Here is a 24,418-nt window from a genome sequence, read left to right as displayed (position 1 = left end):
TTTTGCCTGTGGTTACTTAGACAACTCTTGCTCACGCAAGACTGTTTTGATACGAGCAATTGTTTTACGTACTTGACGTAAACGGGCAGTGTTTTCTAATTGTCCAGTTGCTAATTGGAATCGAAGATTAAATAATTCTTTCTTAAATTCTTGCTCTTTCGCTACCATTTCAGCAGTGGATAATTCTCTAATATCTTTAATTTGCATTCGATTCACCACCATATTCTTCACGTTTTACGAATTTAGTTTTCACTGGCAATTTGTGAGACGCTAAACGTAATGCTTCACGTGCAATCTCTTCAGAAACACCAGCTACTTCAAACATAATTTTACCGCGTTTAACTGGTGCAACCCAACCTTCAGGTGCCCCTTTACCAGAACCCATACGAACCCCGATAGCTTTTGCAGTATAAGATTTGTGAGGGAAGATTTTAATCCATACTTTCCCACCACGTTTCATGTAACGAGTCATTGCAATACGGGCTGCTTCGATTTGACGGTTTGTAATCCAGTGAGATTCAGTTGCACGTAAACCATAAGTCCCGAAATCGATTTGTTTACCACCTTTTGCTTCTCCACGCATTTTACCACGGAATTCACGACGGTGTTTTACACGTTTTGGTACTAACATTGATTAGTTCCCTCCTTTCTCAGAGTTGTTGCGTTGTGGTAAGATTTCACCACGACAAATCCATACTTTAATTCCTAATTTACCGTATGTAGTATCTGCTTCTTCCCAAGCGTAGTCAATGTCTGAACGTAATGTATGTAAAGGAACAGTTCCTTCAGAATAGCTTTCAGTACGAGCCATATCTGCACCATTTAAACGACCAGAAACCATTGTTTTAATTCCTTGAGCGCCAGCTTTCATTGTACGTTGAATCGCTTGTTTTTGAGCACGACGGAATGCTACACGGTTTTCTAATTGACGCGCAATGTCTTCAGCAACTAATTTTGCGTCTAATTCAGGTTTTTTAATTTCCACAATGTTAATGTGTACTTTTTTGTCTGTTAATTTATTTAATTCAGCGCGAATTGCATCAACTTCAGCGCCACCTTTACCGATAACCATACCTGGTTTAGCAGTGTGGATAGTCACAACAACACGGTTAGATGCACGTTCGATTTGAATTGTTGATACAGAGGCATCTGCTAATTTTTTGTATAAGAATTTACGGATGCGTAAATCTTCGTGTAAAAATTCAGCATACTGTTTATCAGCATACCATTTAGCATCCCAATCACGGATGATGCCTACACGCATACCAATTGGATGTACTTTTTGACCCATTGATTAAGCCTCCTCTTTTTCTGATACCACAACTGTAATGTGGCTTGTACGTTTGTTGATTGGCGAAGCTGATCCTTTCGCACGTGGACGGAAACGTTTAAGTGTTGGTCCTTCATTAACGTACGCTTCACTTACGTATAAGTTTTCTAAATCTAAATCATAGTTATGTTCAGCATTTGCAATAGCTGATTTTAATACTTTTTCTACAATTGGAGATGCAGCTCTTGGCGTGAATTTTAAAATCGCCATTGCTTCACCAATTTGCTTACCTCTAATAAGATCGACTACTAAACGAACCTTACGAGGGGCAATACGAACTGTTTTAGCGATTGCTTTTGCAGATGTAATTTGTTCTGACATCTTTTATTCCTCCTTCAATTAGCGTTTCTTAGTCTTTTTATCGTCAGCAGCATGTCCTTTATATGTACGAGTTGGGACAAATTCACCTAATTTATGTCCAACCATATCTTCTTGAACATACACTGGTACATGTTTGCGTCCATCATATACAGCAATTGTTAACCCAATAAAATTAGGGAAGATTGTTGAACGACGTGACCATGTCTTGATTACTTGTTTTTTGCTGCTTTCATTTTGCTCTTCAACTTTTTTCATTAAATGAGCATCAACGAAAGGCCCTTTTTTCAAACTACGACTCACAGTGTAGCCTCCCTTCGGTTTTTTCGATATTATCTAGTTTCTATTTTTTACGTCCACGGATGATTAACTTGCTAGATTTTTTCTTAGTATTACGAGTTTTTCTACCAAGTGTTGGTTTACCCCATGGTGACATTGGAGATTTACGACCGATAGGTGCACGACCTTCACCACCACCGTGTGGGTGATCATTCGGGTTCATTACAGATCCACGTACTTCAGGACGTTTAGACATCCAACGAGAACGACCTGCTTTACCAATGTTAATTAATTCGTGTTGTTCATTACCAACAGTACCGATTGTTGCACGACAAGTTGATAAAATCATACGCACTTCACCTGAGTTCAAACGAACTAAAGTGTATTTACCTTCGTGACCTAATACTTGAGCACTTGTTCCTGCTGAACGAATTAACTGAGCACCTTTACCAGGTTTTAATTCGATATTGTGGATAACAGAACCTACTGGAATGTTTGCTAATGGCAATGCATTTCCGATTTGAATATCTGCATCAGCACCTGACTCAATTTTTTGACCTACTTTCAAGCCTTTAGGTGCGATAATGTATGTTTTAATACCGTCTTCATAATGTACTAAAGCGATGTTTGCTGAACGGTTTGGATCGTACTCGATTGTAGCGATTGTTCCGATAACACCATCTTTATTACGTTTGAAGTCGATCACACGGTAAGCACGTTTATTTCCACCACCTTGGTGACGAACTGTGATTTTACCTTGGTTATTACGACCTGCTTTTTGTTTTTGGCTTGATAATAGAGATTTCTCTGGCTTAGAAGCTGTAATTTCTGAGAAATCATAGCCTGTCATATTACGACGGCCGTTAGAGGTCGGTTTGTAATGTTTAATAGCCACTTAAATTCCCTCCTATTTCTTCATATTTCTTGAATTAAATTATTCAGCTTCTTGGCCAAACAATTCGATTGTTTTTGATTCTGGTTTTAATGTTACGATTGCTTTTTTGTATTTACGAGTGAAACCTTGGTAACGACCCATACGTTTAGCTTTACCGTCAACATTAATTGTGTTTACTTTAGCAACTTTAACACCTTCGAACATTGCTTCTACCGCTTGTTTCACGTGAGTTTTATTCGCACGACGGTCAACTTCGAAAGTATATTTATTTTCATCCATTAAACGAACTGTTTGTTCAGTAATAATCGGACGTAATACTACTTCTGATAATTGCATTATGCTAAAGCCTCCTCTACTGTAGTAAGTGCAGCTTTTGTAATGATTAATGTATCATAATTCATTACATCTAACACGTTAACGTTGTTATCGTCGATAACTTTTACGTTGTCGATGTTACGAGCTGAGTAATAAGTATTTGCGTTGTCGCCTTCTAATACTAATAATGTTTTAGCGTCAACTTTGATGTTGTTTAAGAATTGTTTAAACTCTTTAGTTTTTGGTGCGTCGAATGATAATGAATCGACAACTACTAATTTACCTTCTAAAACTTTTTGTGAAAGCACTGATTGTAATGCTAAACGACGAACTTTTTTCGGTAATTTGTAGCTATATGAACGAGGTGTTGGACCAAATACAGTTCCACCACCAACCCATTGTGGTGAGCGTGTTGAACCTTGACGTGCACGTCCAGTTCCTTTTTGTCTCCATGGTTTGCGTCCACCACCACGTACTGCACTTCTGTTTTTCACAGCGTGAGTACCTTGACGTAATGACGCACGTTGCATAATTACTGCATCGAACATTACTGCTTCATTAGGCTCAATTCCAAATACTGCTTCGTTTAATTCGATTTCTCCAACTGTAGAACCGTCTTGTTTAAATAACGTAACTTTTGGCATTTTCTCGTTCCTCCTTCCTTAATCTAATTATTTAACTGTTTTAATTGCTTGTTTAACTTCAACTAAAGATTTTTTAGCTCCTGGAACATTACCTTTAATTAAAATTACATTGTTTTCTACATCAACTGCAACAACCTCTAAGTTTTGGATTGTTACACGGTCGCCACCAGTTTGTCCAGGTAAGTTTTTACCTTTAAATACTTTAGAAGCATCTGATGCCATACCCATTGAACCAGGACGACGGTGGTAACGAGAACCGTGTGCCATAGGTCCACGGCTTTGTCCGTGACGCTTAATTGCACCTTGGAATCCTTTACCTTTTGATGTTCCTGTTACATCGACGATGTCACCCACCGCGAATGTTTCAACTGTGATTTCTTGTCCTACTTGATATTCTCCAAGCTCTACATCACGAAACTCGCGAATGAAGCGCTTAGGAGTAGCATTTGCTTTTGCTACATGACCTTTAGCAGGTTTGTTTGACAATACTTCACGCATGTCTTGGAAACCTAATTGCACAGCTTCGTAACCGTCTGTTTCAACTGTTTTAACTTGTAAAACAACGTTTGGAGCAGCTTCGATTACAGTAACTGGAATTAACTCACCATTTTCAGTGAAAAATTGTGTCATCCCTACTTTTGTTCCTAAGATTCCTTTGGTCATGAGTACACCTCCATTTTTTATTTATTATAATTTAATTTCTACATCCACACCACTCGGTAAATCTAATTTCATTAAAGCATCTACTGTTTTAGCAGTTGGTTCAATGATGTCGATTAAACGTTTGTGTGTACGCATTTCGAATTGCTCACGAGAATCTTTATATTTATGTGTCGCACGAATGACAGTATATAATGAACGTTCTGTTGGTAACGGAATTGGTCCAGCTGTCTTCGCTCCTGTTCTCTGTGCTGATTCTACAATCTTGTTCGCAGAAACATCTAAAGCTCTATGCTCATATGCTTTCAAACGAATACGGATTTTTTGTTTTGCCATTTTATTTCCTCCTTCGTCAAATTTAAAATATGACTTGCTCCACAAGAATTTCTAATACACTACGCTGTGGCAACTCACCCTAGTGTGTCACAACCTCTCGCTTCTTAGCTGTCGCCTTGCATTTACAAGGGGGTCTGTCAATTTTTGGGCACACAAATACCCTCAAGCAGACACAATCATTATTATAAGGGAACAAAACCGTAATATCAAGCCATTTTTAAAAGTTTTTTCGTGTTTTCGTTTTCATTTTCAAATAAATTCTTAAGCAGAGAAACACCGTCATTTTCAACAATATTTCTCTGCTTTAAACTTATTTTTCACTATTATTTTTTTGTTCTACTAATTGTTGCTGCTCTTCTGACTCTTGCTTAAACGCTTCATTGGCTCTTTCTAATTGCTTCGCTGCAAACTCTCTGCCGCCTAAACCAAAAGCTAATGCAAATGCCACTGCAAATGCTCCTAAGATAATTGTAAAACTATTATTAACAATTGATTTTGCGAATTGCAATTGTTCAAGTGTCATAAATACAGCAAAAATGATAATACCATATCGAATCATTTCACCAAACAATTTACTTCCTGATACTTTCGCTAAAAATGTTGCCAATATATTTCCACCGATAATCCCTGTCGCTAAAATAATTAAGGAACTAATAATAGACGGTAAGTAATCAATAATCGAATTACCAATCGAATTAATTACATCTAATTCTAATACCGATAATCCTTCAATTAAGAAAAACATGAATAAGACTGCCTTTAATATTTGAGCTGAAACATTTGAAATTAAAATTGTCGTTTCACCTTTGAAATTCAAATATTGAGAGTACTTATCAATCCCCGATGTTCGTAGCATACTCTCAACTAAATCTCCTACTAATTGCGCAATAAAATTCCCGATGACTACTAGAGCGACTGCTGCTAAAATATTCGGAATAGCATTGAGTATATTATTCAAGACCAATACAATCGGCTCAGAAATACTACGAATACCTAACAATTTTAAAGCAGCTGTTAAAATCGGAATGAAAATAAGTACATATATAATAGAAGATAAAACTTCTGCTAATCGTGTTTCTGGCACTTCGCCGTCTTCTTGCACACGTCCAATCAACTTACGATACCACCGGTCTACATTGATTCCTTCAAATAAATTTTGCATCAAAGATTTTATAAACTTACATAAGTACGAACCGGTAAATAAAATCAATCCTGACGCTACCAAATTCGGAATGAAATTAAAAAAGCGAATTAACATTTCTAAAATCGGGTCAACCACACCGGACATATTCATTCCTTTTAAAATAAAAGGAGTAAATAATAAGATAGTCGCAAAGTAAATAATCGAACCAATCGTTTCAATAAAGGTGTTCGATTCTTCGATGTTCTTAGACATGCCCCAACGCTGAAGTTTTCCGTCAAAATCAATCCGTTCTAACCCTTTAATTGCTAATTTCTTTAATATCAGGGCGATTAATAATGCCAATACCAACAAGAGCACTGCACCAAGTAATCCAGGTAATGCAGACATTACTTTATCAAAAAATTCTTGAATATTCATCACTCAATCTCCTATTCTGGCTCGCTTAGGATGCTACAAATCACTTTCGCTCATCCTATATTCTTTAATTCAGACAGACAACAATTGCTTTCATCATCCAATCTAATAACTAAAATTTTTCATAATTATAGCAAAAAATACACAAAAAAGCCAGTAAACATTGTTTACTGACTTTTGTCTTAATCTATGAATTAAGCGATAACTTTAGATACAGTACCTGCACCTACAGTACGTCCACCTTCACGAATTGAGAAACGAGTTCCGTCTTCGATAGCGATTGGGTGAATTAATTCTACTGTCATAGATACGTTATCACCAGGCATTACCATTTCTGTACCAGCTGGTAATTCTACAACACCTGTAACGTCTGTTGTACGGAAGTAGAATTGAGGACGGTAGTTAGCGAAGAATGGAGTGTGACGTCCACCTTCTTCTTTAGATAATACGTAAACCTCAGCTTCGAATTTAGTGTGAGGAGTGATTGTTCCTGGTTTAGCTAATACTTGACCACGTTGGATATCGTCACGTGTAACACCACGTAATAATGCACCAATGTTATCTCCAGCTTCAGCGTAATCTAATAATTTACGGAACATTTCAACACCAGTTACAGTTGTTTTGCTTGTTTCTTCAGCAATACCAACGATTTCAACTTCGTCACCAACTTTAACTTGTCCACGTTCAACACGTCCAGTAGCAACTGTACCACGACCAGTGATTGAGAATACGTCCTCAACTGGCATCATGAATGGTTTTTCAGTGTCACGTTCTGGTTCTGGAATGTAAGAATCAACAGCGTCCATTAATTCTAATACTTTAGCTTCGTAATCAGCGTCACCTTCTAAAGCACGTAAAGCTGAACCAGCGATTACTGGAAGTTCATCTCCAGGGAAGTCATATTCAGATAATAAATCACGAACTTCCATTTCAACTAATTCTAATAATTCTTCGTCGTCAACCATATCAACTTTGTTTAAGAATACTACCATGTAAGGTACACCTACTTGGCGTGATAATAAGATGTGCTCACGAGTTTGAGGCATTGGACCATCAGCAGCAGATACTACTAAGATCGCACCGTCCATTTGAGCAGCACCAGTGATCATGTTTTTAACGTAGTCAGCATGTCCTGGGCAGTCAACGTGTGCATAGTGACGAGCTTCTGTTTCATACTCGATATGAGAAGTGTTGATTGTGATTCCACGTTCTTTTTCTTCTGGAGCGTTATCGATTTGGTCATAAGCACGAGCTTGTCCTAAACCTTTTTTAGCTAATACTGTAGCGATTGCTGCAGATAAAGTAGTTTTACCGTGGTCAACGTGTCCTAAAGTACCAACGTTTACGTGTGGTTTTGAGCGGTCAAATTTTTCTTTTGCCATTTTGTTAAATTCCTCCTAAGAATGAAATCTATATTTATAGATTAGTTAATCTATCATAAGTTATTATACCAGAACGGAAAGTAATTTCAATCATTACTATCCATTCTGTGTATGTATTTGTGCTAAACTTTCTGTTTTAAAAGATTATTCAGCTGATTTTGTACCATATTTTGCAATGATTTCTTCAGCGATTGATTTTGGAACATCTTCATAATGATCAAATGTCATAGAGAATGTACCACGACCTTGAGTTGCTGAACGCAATGTTGTTGCATATCCGAACATTTCAGATAATGGAATCATTGATTTGATGATTTGAGCATTACCACGAATTTCAGAACCTTCTACACGTCCACGACGAGCGTTTACGTGTCCCATTACATCTCCGAAGTATTCTTCTGGAACTGTAATTTCAACAGACATCATTGGTTCTAAGATTGATGGGTTAGCTTTTTTAGCTGCAGCTTTCAATGCCATAGACGCAGCTACTTTAAAGGCAGTTTCTGATGAATCGACATCATGGTAAGATCCATCAAATAATTTAGCTTTGATATCAACTAATGGGAATCCAGCTAATACACCGTTTTCCATAGCATCTTTCAATCCAGCTTCAACTGCAGGGATGTATTCACGTGGAACCACACCACCGACAATTGCGTTTTCAAATTCAAATCCGGCACCTTCTTCGTTTGGTGAGAATTCGATCCATACGTGACCATATTGACCTTTACCACCTGATTGACGAACGAATTTACCTTCAGCTTGAGTTGAACCACGGAATGTTTCACGGTAAGAAACTTGTGGTGCACCAACAGTTGCTTCAACTTTGAACTCACGTTTCATACGGTCAACGATGATATCTAAGTGTAACTCACCCATACCAGCGATAATTGTTTGACCAGTTTCGTGGTTTGTAGAAGCTCGGAATGTTGGATCTTCTTCAGCTAATTTTTGTAAAGCGATACTCATTTTATCTTGGTCAGCTTTTGAGTTTGGCTCAATCGCAACTTCGATAACTGGATCAGGGAATTCCATTGATTCTAAGATAACTTCATTTTTCTCATCACATAAAGTATCCCCAGTTGTAGTATCTTTAAGACCTACAGCTGCTGCGATATCTCCAGAGAATACTTCTGGAATTTCTTGACGTGAGTTTGCGTGCATTTGTAAAATACGTCCTACACGTTCACGTTTACCTTTAGTTGAGTTTTGAACATATGAACCAGATTGTAATGTTCCTGAATACACACGGAAGAATGTTAAACGACCTACGAATGGGTCAGTCATAACTTTAAACGCTAAAGCTGAGAATGGTTCACTATCATCAGCGTGACGTTCAACTTCTTCTTCAGTTCCAGGTAAAACACCTTTAATTGCTGGTACGTCAGTTGGTGCTGGTAAGTAATCAATAACACCGTCTAACATTAATTGAACACCTTTGTTTTTGAAAGCTGAACCGCAGAATACTGGGTAAAATTCCGCTGCAACAGTTGCTTTACGGATTGCTGCTTTCAATGTAGGTACGTCAATTTCTTCACCTTCTAGGTAAGCCATCATTAATTCTTCGTCAGTATCAGCTGCTGCTTCAACTAACTTAGCACGCCATTCTTCAGCTAATTCTTTGTAGTCAGCTGGAATTTCGATTTCTTCGATGTCTGTACCTAAATCATTAGTATAGTTGAATGCTTTCATTTCAACTAAGTCGATGATACCAGTGAAATCATCTTCTGCACCGATTGGTAATTGTACAGGGTGTGCATTTGCTTGTAAACGGTCATGGATTGTACGTACAGAATATAAGAAGTCTGCACCAGTTTTATCCATTTTGTTAACGAATACGATACGTGGAACACCATAAGTAGTTGCTTGACGCCATACAGTTTCAGTTTGAGGCTCAACCCCAGACTGACCATCTAATAACGCAACGGCACCGTCTAATACACGTAGAGAACGTTCTACCTCAACAGTAAAGTCCACGTGTCCTGGTGTATCGATGATATTGATACGGTGGTTATTCCATTGAGCTGTTGTCGCAGCAGAAGTGATTGTGATACCACGTTCTTGCTCTTGCTCCATCCAGTCCATTTGAGAAGCACCTTCGTGAGTCTCACCGATTTTATGAATACGACCAGTATAGTATAATACACGTTCAGTCGTTGTTGTTTTACCAGCATCGATGTGGGCCATGATACCGATATTACGTGTTTTTTCAAGAGAAAACTCTCGTTTTGCCATCTAAATTTACCCCTCTTTCGTTCATTGAGTAGATGTCAACAAATGACTGCACCCGCCAAACAAGTTGGTGAATGCGGTCATTAATAATTTTACCAACGGTAGTGAGCAAACGCTTTGTTCGCTTCTGCCATTTTATGTGTGTCTTCACGTTTTTTAACTGAAGCACCTGTATTGTTTGCAGCGTCCATAATTTCACGTGCTAAACGAGTTTCCATTGTTTTTTCTCCACGTAAGCGAGAGTAGCTTACTAACCAACGAATTGCTAAAGTATAACGACGCTCTGGACGAACTTCAACTGGTACTTGGTAGTTAGAACCCCCAACACGACGAGCTTTAACTTCTAATAATGGCATAATATTTTCGATTGCTTGATCAAAAACTTCTAATGGATCTTGGCCTGTTTGTTCACGGATAATATCAAAAGCTGAATATAAAATAGTTGCAGCCTTTCCACGTTTTCCATCAACCATTAAACGGTTAATTGTACGAGTAACTAATTTTGAGTTGTATAATGGATCTGCTAAAACTTCACGTTTTGCAATAGCTCCTTTACGAGGCATTCAAAATCCTCCTTTCTGAATTCTGTAGATTTATTTTAAAATTATTTTTTCTCTTTTGGACGTTTTGTTCCGTATTTAGAACGACCTTGCATACGGTTGTTTACACCTGCAGTATCTAACGCCCCACGAACGATATGATAACGTACCCCTGGTAAGTCTTTCACACGTCCACCACGGATTAATACCACACTGTGTTCTTGTAAGTTGTGGCCAATACCTGGGATGTATGCAGTAACTTCCATTAAGTTTGATAAACGTACACGGGCATACTTACGTAAAGCCGAGTTAGGTTTTTTAGGTGTCATCGTACCCACACGCGTACATACACCACGTTTTTGAGGTGAGAATGTATTTGTTTGAGCTTTTTTGAAACTATTGTAACCTTTATTTAAAGCCGGTGAATTTGATTTAGTCGTTTTTGACTTACGCGGTTTATTGACTAATTGGTTAATTGTAGGCATTTAAAAGGTCCTCCTCTCTTAAAATCTTAGTCCACACATCCAAGTGTGTCATTTTTATGTAAAAAATTATTCGCAACAAAAGTTGCTTTCAACGCTCGGGTTTTTATCACAGTCAGCACGACTGGAATTCAGGAATCTGTCAAATAAAAACACCTTAATTAAAGTACCATAAATACCCATAAGCGTCAACTCCTTATCTAAACTTTTTTTACAATTTTTCACTAGTATTTTTATCGAGTATTTTTATTTCAAAAAACACACGACAAATTTAGCCTACTGAACTAATTTGTCGTGCGAATTTTTAAGCCCGTTTAACGTAATGTTCTAATTTATAAGTTCCAGCTGTAAATAAGACCAGCGATAACAAGAGAATAATGACAGTACCCACAAACCAATTACCTGAATCTAAAATCATCATCATCCATTTCAAAGGAGATAGATACGATAAATTTTTTACCCATTGAATCGATACAATTTTATCGATAAAGCCAAGTCCATTTAATACGATAAATCCAAGCATACCAATATTTGACGCTGCATTAGGATTTTTAAAGATTCTAAACATCGCAATGGCATAACTAAGGTTGAAGATAATCGCTAATATCACAATCCAAGTACTTCTCAATAACAATGTTGTGGAGATATGGAACTTCCAACTAATACAACCGATAATCAAAGAATTGATGACCAATAGAACTAGTGCATAGCTAAATAAAATTGTTCCGATAATTTTCCAGCTTGAATTTGGTGTTGTTATCAAACGTCGCAACACATTGCTTGCTCCCATACCAACTAAATCTGCTCCAATGGTGTTCCCTGCTAACATAATATAGACTACGATTAGCATAATCAACACTCCAGCATTAACAAAATCTGAAAGTGACTGACCTTTTTTCGCTTCAATTACTACTAACTCTTCTTTATCAATGCTTTTATTCACTTCATTTGTTTTAAGTTGATTGCTCTCTAAAGCGTGATTCAATTGTTGGCGATAAACAATTTGATGTAAGGTTTGTTCAAACGCATTCGAGCGACCTTGTTGATTACGAACTTGTACCTTAACTGGTTGTGGATTCATTAAGAAATCTTCTGGCACTGTATAGATAACACCTACTTTTCCTTGTGCCAAGTATTGCTCTGCTTTCTCTTTATCTTCCCAAATATTTGCTCCGAAATCAGCATCAATTAAGGCTTGTTTCAATACTTGATTATTTTCTTCCAATAAAACAACCGTTGCAACATTTTCACTTGGTTCTGTCACTTTTTCATTCGTTACAACATTTGTTGAACCACTCGATATAACAAACGACATTATCAATACCACTCCTAATGGCATTACAAGCAACATACCAATAATGGACGGCGTTGTAATAATGCGTCGAATATGAAATTTCATTATTTCAACTATACTCATACATTACACCTCTCTTCTCTTTTGCACCATTATTTGACTTACAAGACAAAGCAAGATTACGATGATAATTGATAACAACAATCCTGTATATCGAGCAAATGATTCTCCTTTAATAATCGTCATAAATGGCTCAGAAAAAATTTGATAAACCCAATTTTTATTTAAGAAATCAAAAATCGGATTATGACCAATTCGATTCAATGGAATCACACCGGAAAAAGCAAGCCAACCGAGCGAAATCCCATTTATAAAGACTGGTGCCCACCGTTCTGTTATCCATGCACTCACTAAACCGCCTATTGCATTGACAAACATCGTCAACAATGTCACCCACCCCATTAAAATCCAAAGATTACCATTAAATGTTTCAGAATTGACAATTTTCCACAATGCAATATACACAAAACTGAGCACTGCATAGATTATCGTTGATGAACAAAATTGAAACAACGTTCTTTGGGTACTACTTAGCGGTAATAAAGCAATTCGTTTTCGCAGACCACCTAATTCTGGTTTAACTGCACCTACTGCCGTTGACGTTAAAACCATCATAAAAACATATCCGATTGATATCACAGAAAAATATTGTGCACCTGTTAAGGCATTGCGACTATCAATTTCTTCTACACTGTATTGAATATTTTGAGCCGTTAATTGTGCCTCATGAATAATTTGCTCCACAACTGCCTTATTGTCACTATTTTCGTTGATAATTGACTGCAATTGGTTCGTTTCTGCAATAATGGCAACGATTTGCTCTAAGTAGATTTTTATCGCTGCCGCTTCAGCAATCGAATTTCCTTTATTAAACGCAATCTTAACGGCTTGTTTCTCTCCATTTTCAATTTGTTGGTCAAATCTTTCAGAAATCACAACACGATAATCAGCTTCAGTCACATCATCACTGAGTAGAAACACGTCAGCATCTGCCAGTTGATGAATCAATGTCATCAATTGCTCTGAGCGTTCTGTTCGCTTCGGATTTTCTACATAAATTGAATGCTTCGGTGGCTCAGCTTTGACATTAAAAGCCATTCCTGCAGTAAATGATAAGAAATAACTTAAAGCAAACGGCATCACCACGATAACCAACAATAGAGACGGTGCTTGTTTCACTGCCGATAATATTTCTACTTTTAGATAATTTAAAAACTTCATCATGTCTCCTACTCCCTTAATGATTTCCCAGTCAATTGTAAAAAGGTTTCTTCTAATGATATATCTTCTAACGATAGTGACTTAATGACACTGTCCGTCACTTCCAGTGCTTGAATTAATCGCATCATTGAAAAGGCACTTGAATCAACAAGTAAATGTATATGATTAAAATCTCGTGTCACTTCGGAAATACCATTATCTAATGCTTGAATCGCTGCTAACACTTCTTCTGATACATAGTCTAATTCAATTTTCACCTTATTAGACTGACGCACCAAACTTTTTACTTCAGCTTTAGTTCCATACGCTACTTCAGAACCCGAATCTAATATTAATAATCGGTCGCATAATGCTTCAATCTCTTCCATGTAATGCGAAATATATAAAATTGTCGTGCCAGATTCATTTAAGTCCTTTAAAAAATCGAAAATATATTGGCGACTTTGTGGATCAACCCCTACTGTCGGTTCATCTAAAATTAAAAATTCTGGACGATGTAATAAAGCAGCCGCAATATTTAAACGCCGTTTCATTCCACCTGAATAAGTTTTTACTTTCTTTTTAGCATGTGCTGTTAAGCCAATCGTTTTTAATAGCTCATCGACACGGCTCTGTAATTCTTTTCCGGATAAACCATACATACCACCAAAATAGATTAAATTATCGTAACCATTTAATTCTTCCATTAACGCTAAATCTTGTGGTACAACTCCTAATTTTTTACGAACGGCAAGAATATCCTTTTTAATATTGATGTCATCAATGATAACCTCACCACTATCTGCCACAATCAAGCCAGTCATAATATCAATCAAAGTTGATTTCCCCGCACCATTCGGCCCAATCAAGCCAAAGCGTTCGCCTTTTTCGATTGTAAAATTAACATTGTTTAAAACTGATTTTTGTTGAAATTGTTTATTAATATCTTTCACTGTTACATAACTCATCTTAAATTCCTCCGTCTTGCATTTGTTAATCTTATTATAATCGGCTATCCTTATCTATTTCGACTGCCATTGGTCATCTTCAATCGTGACTTTCGTCATGATTTTCAAATACTTTATGTCTTTTGCACATCTGCACAACAAAAGACGGCAAAAACACTAACATTTGCGTTTCTTGCCGTCCTATTTCTTTATTCTTTTAACCCATTTTCAATCGCAAAAATCGCTAATTGCGTCCGGTCACGCAAATCGAGTTTTACTAATAATTGACTAATATTATTTTTAACCGTTCCCTCTGCCAAAAATAATTGTTGTGCGATTTCCTTATTATTCAAACCATGTGCAATGGCACTCAGTAATTGAATTTCTTTTTGCGACAATGACGCAGCTGCCTCACTTTTTACAGGGCTAGACTGTTGTAGTAACTGCTTAGTGACAGCCGCATCGAGAACAATTTGTTTCGCTGCTACTGTTTTAATCGCTTGATAGATGTCATCATAGTCACTATCTTTTAGCAAATAACCCGATGCCCCTTCATTCATTGCCTTTAAAATATAATCACTATCTTGAAAAGTCGTTACAATTAATACAGCCACATTAGAAAAATGCGTTTTAATTAATTTAGTTCCTTCAATACCATTAACCTTTGGCATACGAATATCCATTAGTACTACATCGACTTCATGTTGTTGACATTGCTCCAATGCCTCTTGCCCATTGCTTGCTACACCAACAACTTCAATATCACTAAAAGTATTCAGCATCAGTTTTAAGCCACTGCGAATGAGTTGCTCATCATCTGCTATCACTATTTTTATTGTTTCACTCATGCCTTATCCCTCATTCCATTATTTTGGTATAACGACTTGTACTTTCACACCCTCGCCAACTTTGCTATTCAGCGTAAATTTACCACCTAATTCTTCAGCTCGTTGACGCATCGTCTTCATCCCCATTTTTTCAGTCAACTCTTGAATACCAACACCATTATCAGACAGAGTAAAAATACATTCTTTCTCTTGAAAAATCAATGATACATTCATTTGGCTCGCTCGTGCATGCTTTTGCGTATTACTAATAAATTCTTGAGCAATACGATAAATCATTAATATTTGCTGCTGATTCATTTCCCACAATGGTGTATTATGACGAAAAACAATCCGTAATGTACCATGTTGTTGTGCTTCATTAAAAAGACGCTCTAATCCAACAATAATCGATAATTCTTCTAAATGTTGTGGTCGCATATCATGAACTACTTTTCGTACATCTTGCAATCCCTCACTCGCAAACGCACGTAATTCTCGTGTCATTTCCGATACTTCTGGCAAAGCCTCCATGGTGACCCGTTCTATCGCACCAAGTTGAATCACAATTGTCGATAAACGATGCCCAATCGAGTCATGTAATTCTCGTGAAATTCGGTCACGCTCCATTAAAGCAGCCACTCGCTTAGCTGCCATTAACTGTACTTCAATTTGATTTAGTTGTTGCGTCAATGAATCATTATGTTGTTTGTATCCCACGATTAATTCTTCAGTGTCAGCCATTTGTCGATTGATGTACGATACCATTAACCACACAAAGCCTATCAGTATGAGCGATAAAGATTTTTCAATTGAAAAATGTGCAATCAAATACAGAGAACTCACCAATAAAAAGATTAGATAAATATAAGCCCAACGACCAATTCGTCGATTCATCAATACATGTAAACCACTAGCAAAAACTAATAAAACGAGCCACTCTTGACTTAAATAACAAGTGCTAACCACCACTATCCCCTCTAATAAGAGCGATAAGCCTAATAATTGTTTATTTAACGTATAATGTTGACGCACTTGAGTGATAATAATCCAACATAACATCAATGCCAATAAATACCATTGTTGTTGTATATCTTCCAAATGATACAGCAATTCCATGACAGCAACCACTGACAATCCAATATAATAGACATTCATTACTCTCACCCCTTTGATTCACTCTTATCTACTTCAACCCTATTTTCAAAAATATTATACAATAATTTTCTGCTGTTTGTTACAAATTTCGGTTTACTTTGGCTACCTTATCGTTCACTTCACTTCATGTCCAATATAATAAGCGTTTGAAAACACCACATTTCCAAACGCTTATTATAAAATTTTTAAAAACAGATTATCCTATTTCTTTTACTTCAATTGAACGTACAGTTAAGTTACGTTGATTTAATTTATCAACAAAATTTTGTGGATTTTCGCTATCAATATGAATCACGACACGAATACCGTCTGATGTGTGATGAACAACTAAATTAGTTAAATTAGAATCTGACTCTAATAGTGCATCACCGATTTCTTCAATCACACCACGACGATCTTGTGCCACTTCTACCACCACACTAGAACCTGGCACATTGTATCCTGAAATATCGGCAAAAGCTTTAAAAATATCTTTATCTGTAATGATACCCTGTAAACCTTGTTCATCCGTTACAACCAACACACCAACATTTTCATTTCGCATTACAACTGCAGCTTGTTCTAATAAGTGATCTGGAGAAATTTGCAATACTTTTTTCTCCATAATGTCACGTACTTTCGTTTTATCCAATAAATAATTTAATTCATAACGACTTAAACTAGTTGCTTCTGACGGTGAATTTTTACTCAATGTTGATTTGGTCACTAACCCAATTAATTTACCGCCATCAACGACAGGTAAACGATGAATTTTATGCTTTTTCATTAAGTCGCTGGCATCAATCATCGATGCGTTAGAATCAATGGTAATTAAATCCGTTGTCATATAATTTTTTACATACATGCGTTTTATCCTCCTAGATAGGCTTTTTGAACTTCGTCACTGGATAATAATTCTTGTCCTGTTCCGCTCAATACAATTCGTCCAGTTTCCAAAACGTAACCTCGATGTGCAATCGCTAAAGCCATATTCGCATTTTGCTCAATCAGCAATACTGTTGTTCCTTGCTGGTTAATTTCTTCAATGATATTAAAAATCTCACGAATGAAAATCGGTGCCAACCCCATAGACGGCTCATCTAACAATAACAAACGTGGTTTAGACATTAAAGCACGTCCCATTGCTAGCATTTGTTGCTCACCACCCGATAAGGTAGCAGAATCTTGATTTTTACGTTCATTCAGTACCGGAAATCGTTCATATACAGCTTCAATATCACGCTGTATTGAGTCTTTATCATTTCTTAAAAAAGCGCCCATTTCAAGATTTTCTTTAACAGACATTCCTTTAAATACATGACGCCCTTCTGGAACATGAATAAGACCTTCTTTTACAATATTTTGTGGACTTACTTTTTGTAAATCTTTTTTATCAAATACAATCGAACCAGACGCAGGTTTGACTAGTCCAGAAATTGTGCGTAAAATTGTCGATTTCCCAGCACCATTAGCTCCAATCAATGAAACAATTTCACCTTGATTGACTTCAAATGACACATCTTGTACAGCATTAATCATACCATAATTTACTACTAAATTGTTAACTGATAACATCTTATTAATCGCCTCCTAAATAGGCACGAATGACATCGGGATTTTGTTTGATTTCTTCCGGTGTGCCATGTGCAATCAAACGCCCATACTCCAAAACATAGATACGCTGACAAATTTGCATAACGAGTGACATATCATGCTCAATTAATACAATAGTCAAATCAAATTGCTCACGAATTTGAGCAATTAATTCTGTTAATTCAGCCGTCTCATTTGGATTCATTCCAGCAGCCGGTTCATCTAAAAATAAAATCTTCGGCTTTGTCGCTAAGGCACGCACAATCTCCAAACGTCTTTGTTGTCCATAAGCTAGATTTTTCGCTTTCTCATCAGCTAGACTATCTAAATCGAAAATAGCCAATAATTCCAATGCCTCTTGACGTAATTTTTTCTCTGTCTCGTAATAGGCTTTCGTTCTAAGAAAAGTAGAAAATAAAGAATCTGATTGTTCACGATGCATTGCAATCATAACATTTTCGACTACCGTTTGGTCTTTAAATAAACGAATATTTTGAAAAGTACGTGCTAAACCATAGCTACTAATTTTATCTGGTTTAACACCATTCAGTATTTTTTCACCTTTATCCGTTTGAATTTTAATTTCACCTTCTGTCGGCACATAAACACCTGTTAATAAATTAAAGAAAGTTGTTTTTCCTGCCCCATTAGGTCCAATTAATCCAACCAATTCATGTTTATCTAAATACATGGAAACATTGGAAACAGCAGATAATCCACCAAAATTTTTAGTTAATTGATTCACTTCTAGTAAACTCATCTTACTACCTCCTTATTACCTTTAACCCATTTGCTAACAAGTGAGCCAAGGCGTAATTCTGACGTACCAAGCAAGCCACCTGGTCTAAAAATCATAATTAAAATAACGGCTACTCCGTAAATAATCATTCGCAATTGTCCATAATCTTGTAACACCACATTAAGTAAACCTAATAAAATCGCTGCTACAAATGAACCTGTAAAACTTCCAATCCCACCAAATACTACAATAATTAACACGTCAATTGATTTATTAAATGTATAGTCACCCGGTGTTACGATACCGATATAATTAGCATTCAAAGTTCCGGCAATACTTGCTGTAATCGCACCGATAACAAAAGCAATAACTTTATATTTAGTAACATTAACCCCCATAGCTTCAGCTGCAATTTCATCTTGTTGAATAGCCATAGTTGCTCGCCCAGCACTACTGTAAACATAATTGAGAACAAAAATCGTGGTAATCACTAAAAATACATAAATCATTTGCCATGTACTCACAATCGGAATCCCACTGATACCAGCCGCTCCATTTGTTATTTCTTTCATATTATTGATGAATACACGCACAATTTCTGCTACCCCAAGTGTCGCAATCGCTAAGTAATCACCTTTCAAACGCAATGTTGGAATGCCGACAATTAAAGCGAGCAATATCGAAATAACGACACCTACTGCCATTCCAATAAACATTCCTTGCAAGCTATTTTCATATGCTTTACTAAAAATAGCTCCTGCATAACCACCTATCGCAATAAAACCCGCATGCCCAAGAGAAAATTGCCCTGCTACACCGAGCACTAAGTTTAATCCGACAGCGAAGATAATATTAATCATAATACGGACCAATGTGATTTGATAAAACTTATTGATAACTCCCATGTCTACTAGAGTGTTCAATAAGATAAAACCTGCAATTGCAGCTAGAATCCATACAATATTTTTAACATGTAGTCGTTGCATTTGATTCACCTATACTTTCTCTTTAACATTTTTGCCAAATAAACCAGCTGGCAGCACTAATAAAATGACAATCAATAATCCATAAACGGCCGCTTCACGATAAGTCGACAATCCCAATACAGTTACTAATGTTTCCAATACCCCAATTAAATAACCACCAACCATGGCACCAGGAATACTTCCAACTCCACCGACTACTGCAGCAACAAAGGCTTTTAATCCATAAGTTACCCCCATTGTTGGCGACACTGAGTTATAATAAACCCCAACTAAGACACCAGCAATTCCGGCTAAACCAGACCCTATCGCAAAAGTGAATGAGATAACTCGGTCAACATTAATTCCCATTAATTGTGCTGCTTCTGCATCGACGGCAACAGCTCGCATCGCTTTACCCATTTTTGTATATTTGACAATCACTTGAAGTAAAATCATTAATAATACCGTAATAACCAATACTAAAATATGTTTTGTATTAAATACGATACCGAACACTCGGAAAATCGAATTAGTTATTGTACTTGGAAATGCCTTAACTTCAGGCCCAACAAAGGCAATCATCGCATTTTGAAGCAAAAAAGATACCCCAATTGCTGTAATCAATGCTGCGACACGTGTCGAGCGACGTAAAGGTTTATAGGCAATACGCTCGATGATAACACCTAAAATAGAACTGAAAATCATCGCAAGCAGCATCGCTAAATAGACATTCATGCCCAATTGGCTAACTGAATAAAAACCAAAAAAAGCTCCTACCATAAAAATATCGCCATGAGCAAAGTTTATTAAACGAATCGTCCCATATACCATTGTGTACCCTAATGCAACTAACGCATAAATACTACCTAGCGCTATCCCATTAACTAATTGTTGAAAAAATATTTGCATACGCCTGCGTCCTTTCATCCTATCGAAAATAATCCAATTGATTATTCTCTATCTATTTTTTTCTTATCTAAATTTAATGTTGATGTAGGAAGTATACCTTATTCTGTCTGCTTTTTCAACGATGATTTTTATTATATTTTAATTTTATTGTTATCTATCTAATGATTTTCAAGATTATTTTATTCACCTATTTTTCGATATCCGCTTACATTTCATTATTAATCGCAATGAAAAAAACAGTGCTGAGATATTTCCCAACACTGCTTATTCTATTTTATTAAAAACCTACTTCAATATTGTCCTTATCTTCATGAGGTAAAATCGCATTTAACGAAACGCCTACAATCGCACTCAAGGCTGTACCTGATAAAGTTAATACACTACCTAATTCTAATACTGCACCACCTAAACCAATTACAAGCATTGCGCTCGCTATAATTAAGTTACGTGAATGTGCAAAATTAGTTCTAGCCTGAATTAACACTTTCAGACCGTTACTTGCGATAACACCATATAATAAAATTGCCATACCACCAAGTACTGCATTTGGTATCGTTGAAATCAATGCTGTAAATTTACCGAAGAAACTCAATGCAATTGCAATTAATGCTGCATTACGAATCACTGAAACACTGGCGATACGCGTCATTCCGATAACACCTGTATTTTCACCATAAGTCGTATTCGCAGGCCCACCAATCAATGCTGAAACAAAAGTTGCCACTCCGTCACCAATCAATGTACGATGTAACCCTGGTTTTTTAACATAATCACGATTAGTAATTTCACCTAGTACCACATGGTCCCCAATATGCTCTGCAATCGTAACAATAGCAATCGGTAAAATAGCGAATGCTTCTGGTCCAAAATAGATTTTATATTCATTAGCAAATGATAGCGAATGTGAAAATGGCAAACTAATATCTGGAAATGCTAACCAACTGGCTTGTGCCACCGGTGTAAAATCGACAATACCGAGTAATATAGCTGCTAAATATCCACCAATAATCGCAATTAAGAATGGAATGACACGTAAAAAGCCTTTCCCTTTTACAGTAATTGTAATCGCAATAATAAATGTTACCATGGCAGCCGCCACGTGACGCCAGTCTCCACCTTTAATAAACCCTGCATTAGTCACTGCTGTCCCTGCTAGACCCAATCCAATTACCATAATCATTGGTCCAATCACGATAGGTGGTAATAAGCGGTTTAACCAATCACTTCCTGTACGTTTAATAATAATAGCAACTGCTACATAAACTAATCCGACTAACATAATCCCTGTTTGCGAAGCATCAATCTCTCCACCCATCGCTTCTTTGGCAATTGCCATTGCTGAAATGTAAGCAAATGAAGAACCTAAATAAACAGGCACTTGCGCTTTGGTTGCTAAAATATATATCAATGTCCCAATACCACTTGCTAATAATGCTGTTGATACCGACATTCCTAAGATTAACGGCACTAAAATCGTTGCACCAAACATCGCAAACACATGCTGAAAACTCAATAGTAAGCCTGGGATAAATTCAGGCTTTTCATGCACCTCAAGCAATAGTTGGTTCTTTTGTTTTGTTTCCATTGTCATCTCTCCTTCTTATTCCGGCTCGTTCGGGTTGGCTTGACGTCCACTTCGGAAACTTTCTCTGTGCACTATGTGCACGCCGAATGTTTCCTCCAGTGATTCAAGCCAGAGCACCCTCCCTCACACTATACTTATTCCGGCTCCAGCGAGCTGAAATGACATCCACTTCAAAAACTTCCTCTGTGCACTATATGCACGCCGTAAGTTTTCTCCAGTGATTCATTTCAAAACACTCGCTGTCGCACTATGCTTATTCCGGCTCGTTGGCTATTTTTACAATAAAAATAGCCCTTTAACCGTATTTGGTCTAAGGGCTTAAAATGACATACAATGTCACAACTGGCTATTCGTTCCTTTGCGCACTCTCGGTACACATTAAAAGTCCTTAAATCTTCCATAGTGTACCATAAAGTATGTCAACTGTCTATTTATTTTTTAATTTTTCGCTCATTTTTGCTTGATAATGTCTTGAAATCGCCATTAGCGACTCAAAAAAGGTTGTAATCTCATTCTCCAATTTTGGCGACTTCAAACGTCCTTTTGCTTTATCAATCACTTGCTTTTCTCTTGAAGTGTCCAAAATATCTTTTTGATTTGCTAATTTAATTTTAATAACTTCTTCAACTACATTCATACGTTCTTCAAATAATGCCACTAATTGTGCATCTATTGCATCAATGCGTGCTCTTTGTTCTTCTAACATTACGTTATTGCCCCATTTCTAAAAAATCATTATTCCAATTGGATATCCAATTAACATGCACATCACCATACTGATAAGCACAAGCCACAAGCCGTATAAAAAAGCTTGTCTTGCACCAACCCAATTTGACCCAACCGAAATAGCAACATACGGCATAGCTGGTGGTGTCATTAAAGCAATTGATGCCATAAATCCAATGAAACACGTAATAATCGCTGGATTAGCAACAAAGGAAACATTCGATTGCGCTAATGCAATGGCAATGGAAGTCACAACCGATACGGTCACTAAATTTGAACTGAAATTCGTCTGAATCCCTGCCCATACCACAAAAATCAATACCACTATCATTGCTGGTAAATTAACTAATATTGGCGTCATAACATCATTTAATAAAGTAACAATACCACTATCTTCTCGTGCAATCATGCTACCTAAAGCTAAGGTAGCCGACACCAATAAAAGACTAGGCCAATGAACACCAGTACGAATTGCTTTCGTAATATCTAACAATGGTTCACCGTCACAAGTCAGAATCCCTAATAACACAATCCCAAATAATGGTGGAAAAGCAATCCCTACACTTTTAGAGAAAGCAGCTAAAGCTGGCCATAGAGTCGCTAACATTTCCGGTGCAATCCAAAAAGCGACGACTATCATAAATATCGCCACAATCCATTTTTCTCTCTTAGTAGTTTCTGGTACATCGGATAATGTTTCAAATGTCGACAAAGAAACCGTCGATAAGTCCAAACGCCATACCCATTTTAAGCTGGCTAATAAGGATAAGAAAATACTCAAGCCGACTGGTACAACCACTAACATATAAGACAATGACGTAATTTCAGAATCAAAAGCATTATTATATAAACCGATTGCTGTAATAGCAAAAACATGATTAATCGGCGTCATCGCTGTCCCAATCGCAATGGTAGAAAATAATGCTACCAACATCATACTGGCATTACGATTTCCTTTTTCAAAATTAAATTGTGTACATATTTCTTCATAAATCGGATAGGCAATCATAAACAAAATAGTTGGCGAGATAATGCAACTAATCAATAACATTACACTATAAAAAGCTATCATCAATGCCCATGGTGAGCGTTGTGCCCATTTACTATGCAACACTTTGCCAGTCAATCGCTTAATGAAATATGTCTGCTCCAACGCATATGTCAAGATAAAGGTAAAAAATAAAAAGGCAAAAGTGACATTTCCAAACGATAAAGGTAATATCGTTGCAAAACCAACTTCCGGTAACATCGCCATTGCCAACAAACATAATAGGCTCGGCCAATCTATTGCCACAAATAACCATAATAATAAACTACTGCTAAATATTCCTATCATCGAAAGCATTTGTGGAGCTACTCCCAATAAATGCCACCCAAAATAATGGTTGGAAATAACCCCAAGATAAATACTTAATGTAACTATCATAATGATTTTCTGTACCACTGTCCGTTGACCACTCATAATTAAC

28 protein-coding genes are annotated in these 24,418 nt (G+C 36.8%); all 28 read right to left on the bottom strand.

From position 1 onward, the window contains the following. Positions 1-12: 12 nt before the first annotated feature. Positions 13-207, bottom strand: coding sequence for a 50S ribosomal protein L29 (gene rpmC / locus JDW14_00555; protein ID QQD65654.1), 195 nt, complete (start codon positions 205-207; stop codon positions 13-15). Next, a complete protein-coding gene (gene rplP, locus JDW14_00550) occupies positions 197-631 on the bottom strand; it encodes a 50S ribosomal protein L16 (GenBank protein ID QQD65653.1) in 435 nt (144 codons plus the stop codon). Before rplP ends, rpmC begins: the two co-directional genes overlap by 11 nt. Before the next feature lie 3 nt (positions 632-634). After that, positions 635-1,291, bottom strand: a complete 657-nt coding sequence (gene rpsC / locus JDW14_00545) for a 30S ribosomal protein S3 (GenBank protein ID QQD65652.1) — start codon at positions 1,289-1,291, stop codon at positions 635-637. 3 nt (positions 1,292-1,294) lie between these two features. Beyond that, on the bottom strand, positions 1,295-1,651 hold the full coding sequence (gene rplV, locus JDW14_00540; protein QQD65651.1) for a 50S ribosomal protein L22: 357 nt from the start codon (positions 1,649-1,651) through the stop codon (positions 1,295-1,297). A gap of 18 nt (positions 1,652-1,669) precedes the next feature. Continuing rightward, positions 1,670-1,951 (bottom strand): 30S ribosomal protein S19, encoded by a 282-nt coding sequence (rpsS, locus tag JDW14_00535; GenBank protein ID QQD65650.1) that lies wholly within the window; start codon positions 1,949-1,951, stop codon positions 1,670-1,672. A 40-nt stretch (positions 1,952-1,991) separates the two neighbouring features. After that, positions 1,992-2,822, bottom strand: coding sequence for a 50S ribosomal protein L2 (rplB, locus tag JDW14_00530; GenBank protein QQD65649.1), 831 nt, complete (start codon positions 2,820-2,822; stop codon positions 1,992-1,994). Between the two features lie 39 nt (positions 2,823-2,861). Then, entirely contained in the window at positions 2,862-3,158 is a 297-nt protein-coding gene (gene rplW / locus JDW14_00525; protein ID QQD65648.1) for a 50S ribosomal protein L23, read from the bottom strand. Then, positions 3,158-3,781, bottom strand: a complete 624-nt coding sequence (gene rplD, locus JDW14_00520; GenBank protein ID QQD65647.1) for a 50S ribosomal protein L4 — start codon at positions 3,779-3,781, stop codon at positions 3,158-3,160. The genes rplW and rplD overlap by 1 nt, the downstream gene beginning before the upstream one ends. A gap of 27 nt (positions 3,782-3,808) precedes the next feature. Then, a complete protein-coding gene (gene rplC / locus JDW14_00515) occupies positions 3,809-4,444 on the bottom strand; it encodes a 50S ribosomal protein L3 (GenBank protein QQD65646.1) in 636 nt (211 codons plus the stop codon). A 24-nt stretch (positions 4,445-4,468) separates the two neighbouring features. Continuing rightward, on the bottom strand, positions 4,469-4,777 hold the full coding sequence (rpsJ, locus tag JDW14_00510; protein ID QQD65645.1) for a 30S ribosomal protein S10: 309 nt from the start codon (positions 4,775-4,777) through the stop codon (positions 4,469-4,471). 310 nt (positions 4,778-5,087) lie between these two features. Further along, positions 5,088-6,338 carry a mechanosensitive ion channel gene (locus JDW14_00505; GenBank protein QQD65644.1) on the bottom strand — a complete coding sequence of 417 codons (1,251 nt, stop codon included), beginning with the start codon at positions 6,336-6,338 and terminating at the stop codon, positions 5,088-5,090. A gap of 191 nt (positions 6,339-6,529) precedes the next feature. Beyond that, on the bottom strand, positions 6,530-7,717 hold the full coding sequence (gene tuf / locus JDW14_00500) for an elongation factor Tu (GenBank protein ID QQD65643.1): 1,188 nt from the start codon (positions 7,715-7,717) through the stop codon (positions 6,530-6,532). Positions 7,718-7,861: 144 nt separating this feature from the next. Continuing rightward, the gene (gene fusA / locus JDW14_00495; GenBank protein QQD65642.1) at positions 7,862-9,952 is read right to left on the bottom strand and encodes an elongation factor G; all 2,091 of its coding nucleotides are present in this window, start codon (positions 9,950-9,952) and stop codon (positions 7,862-7,864) included. An 89-nt stretch (positions 9,953-10,041) separates the two neighbouring features. Continuing rightward, complete coding sequence (rpsG, locus tag JDW14_00490) at positions 10,042-10,512, bottom strand: 30S ribosomal protein S7 (GenBank protein QQD65641.1); 471 nt, start codon at positions 10,510-10,512, stop codon at positions 10,042-10,044. Positions 10,513-10,553: 41 nt separating this feature from the next. After that, positions 10,554-10,973, bottom strand: a complete 420-nt coding sequence (rpsL, locus tag JDW14_00485; GenBank protein QQD65640.1) for a 30S ribosomal protein S12 — start codon at positions 10,971-10,973, stop codon at positions 10,554-10,556. Between the two features lie 301 nt (positions 10,974-11,274). Next, positions 11,275-12,387 carry an ABC transporter permease gene (locus tag JDW14_00480; GenBank protein QQD65639.1) on the bottom strand — a complete coding sequence of 371 codons (1,113 nt, stop codon included), beginning with the start codon at positions 12,385-12,387 and terminating at the stop codon, positions 11,275-11,277. A 3-nt stretch (positions 12,388-12,390) separates the two neighbouring features. Beyond that, the gene (locus tag JDW14_00475; GenBank protein QQD65638.1) at positions 12,391-13,548 is read right to left on the bottom strand and encodes an ABC transporter permease; all 1,158 of its coding nucleotides are present in this window, start codon (positions 13,546-13,548) and stop codon (positions 12,391-12,393) included. 5 nt (positions 13,549-13,553) lie between these two features. Beyond that, entirely contained in the window at positions 13,554-14,492 is a 939-nt protein-coding gene (locus JDW14_00470) for an ABC transporter ATP-binding protein (GenBank protein QQD65637.1), read from the bottom strand. Positions 14,493-14,680: 188 nt separating this feature from the next. Further along, on the bottom strand, positions 14,681-15,319 hold the full coding sequence (locus JDW14_00465; GenBank protein QQD65636.1) for a response regulator transcription factor: 639 nt from the start codon (positions 15,317-15,319) through the stop codon (positions 14,681-14,683). A gap of 18 nt (positions 15,320-15,337) precedes the next feature. Next, entirely contained in the window at positions 15,338-16,453 is a 1,116-nt protein-coding gene (locus JDW14_00460) for a sensor histidine kinase (GenBank protein ID QQD65635.1), read from the bottom strand. Between the two features lie 196 nt (positions 16,454-16,649). Next, positions 16,650-17,297, bottom strand: coding sequence for a CBS domain-containing protein (locus JDW14_00455; protein ID QQD65634.1), 648 nt, complete (start codon positions 17,295-17,297; stop codon positions 16,650-16,652). Between the two features lie 5 nt (positions 17,298-17,302). Next, on the bottom strand, positions 17,303-18,007 hold the full coding sequence (locus JDW14_00450) for an ABC transporter ATP-binding protein (protein ID QQD65633.1): 705 nt from the start codon (positions 18,005-18,007) through the stop codon (positions 17,303-17,305). A gap of 4 nt (positions 18,008-18,011) precedes the next feature. Continuing rightward, the gene (locus tag JDW14_00445; GenBank protein QQD65632.1) at positions 18,012-18,785 is read right to left on the bottom strand and encodes an ABC transporter ATP-binding protein; all 774 of its coding nucleotides are present in this window, start codon (positions 18,783-18,785) and stop codon (positions 18,012-18,014) included. Beyond that, positions 18,782-19,750 (bottom strand): branched-chain amino acid ABC transporter permease, encoded by a 969-nt coding sequence (locus tag JDW14_00440; GenBank protein ID QQD65631.1) that lies wholly within the window; start codon positions 19,748-19,750, stop codon positions 18,782-18,784. Before JDW14_00440 ends, JDW14_00445 begins: the two co-directional genes overlap by 4 nt. Before the next feature lie 9 nt (positions 19,751-19,759). Beyond that, the gene (locus tag JDW14_00435; GenBank protein ID QQD65630.1) at positions 19,760-20,638 is read right to left on the bottom strand and encodes a branched-chain amino acid ABC transporter permease; all 879 of its coding nucleotides are present in this window, start codon (positions 20,636-20,638) and stop codon (positions 19,760-19,762) included. Between the two features lie 277 nt (positions 20,639-20,915). Beyond that, positions 20,916-22,229, bottom strand: coding sequence for a uracil permease (locus tag JDW14_00430; protein QQD65629.1), 1,314 nt, complete (start codon positions 22,227-22,229; stop codon positions 20,916-20,918). A 421-nt stretch (positions 22,230-22,650) separates the two neighbouring features. Beyond that, complete coding sequence (locus tag JDW14_00425; GenBank protein QQD65628.1) at positions 22,651-22,929, bottom strand: chorismate mutase; 279 nt, start codon at positions 22,927-22,929, stop codon at positions 22,651-22,653. An 18-nt stretch (positions 22,930-22,947) separates the two neighbouring features. Beyond that, positions 22,948-24,411 carry an SLC13 family permease gene (locus JDW14_00420; protein ID QQD65627.1) on the bottom strand — a complete coding sequence of 488 codons (1,464 nt, stop codon included), beginning with the start codon at positions 24,409-24,411 and terminating at the stop codon, positions 22,948-22,950. Positions 24,412-24,418: the final 7 nt, after the last annotated feature.

It is taken from the genome of Aerococcaceae bacterium zg-252 (assembly GCA_016237705.1).
Lineage (GTDB): Bacteria > Bacillota > Bacilli > Lactobacillales > Aerococcaceae > Globicatella > Globicatella yangjingiae.
The sequence above is the reverse complement of the archived record's forward strand: the minus strand, read 5'-3'. Positions and strand labels throughout refer to the sequence as shown.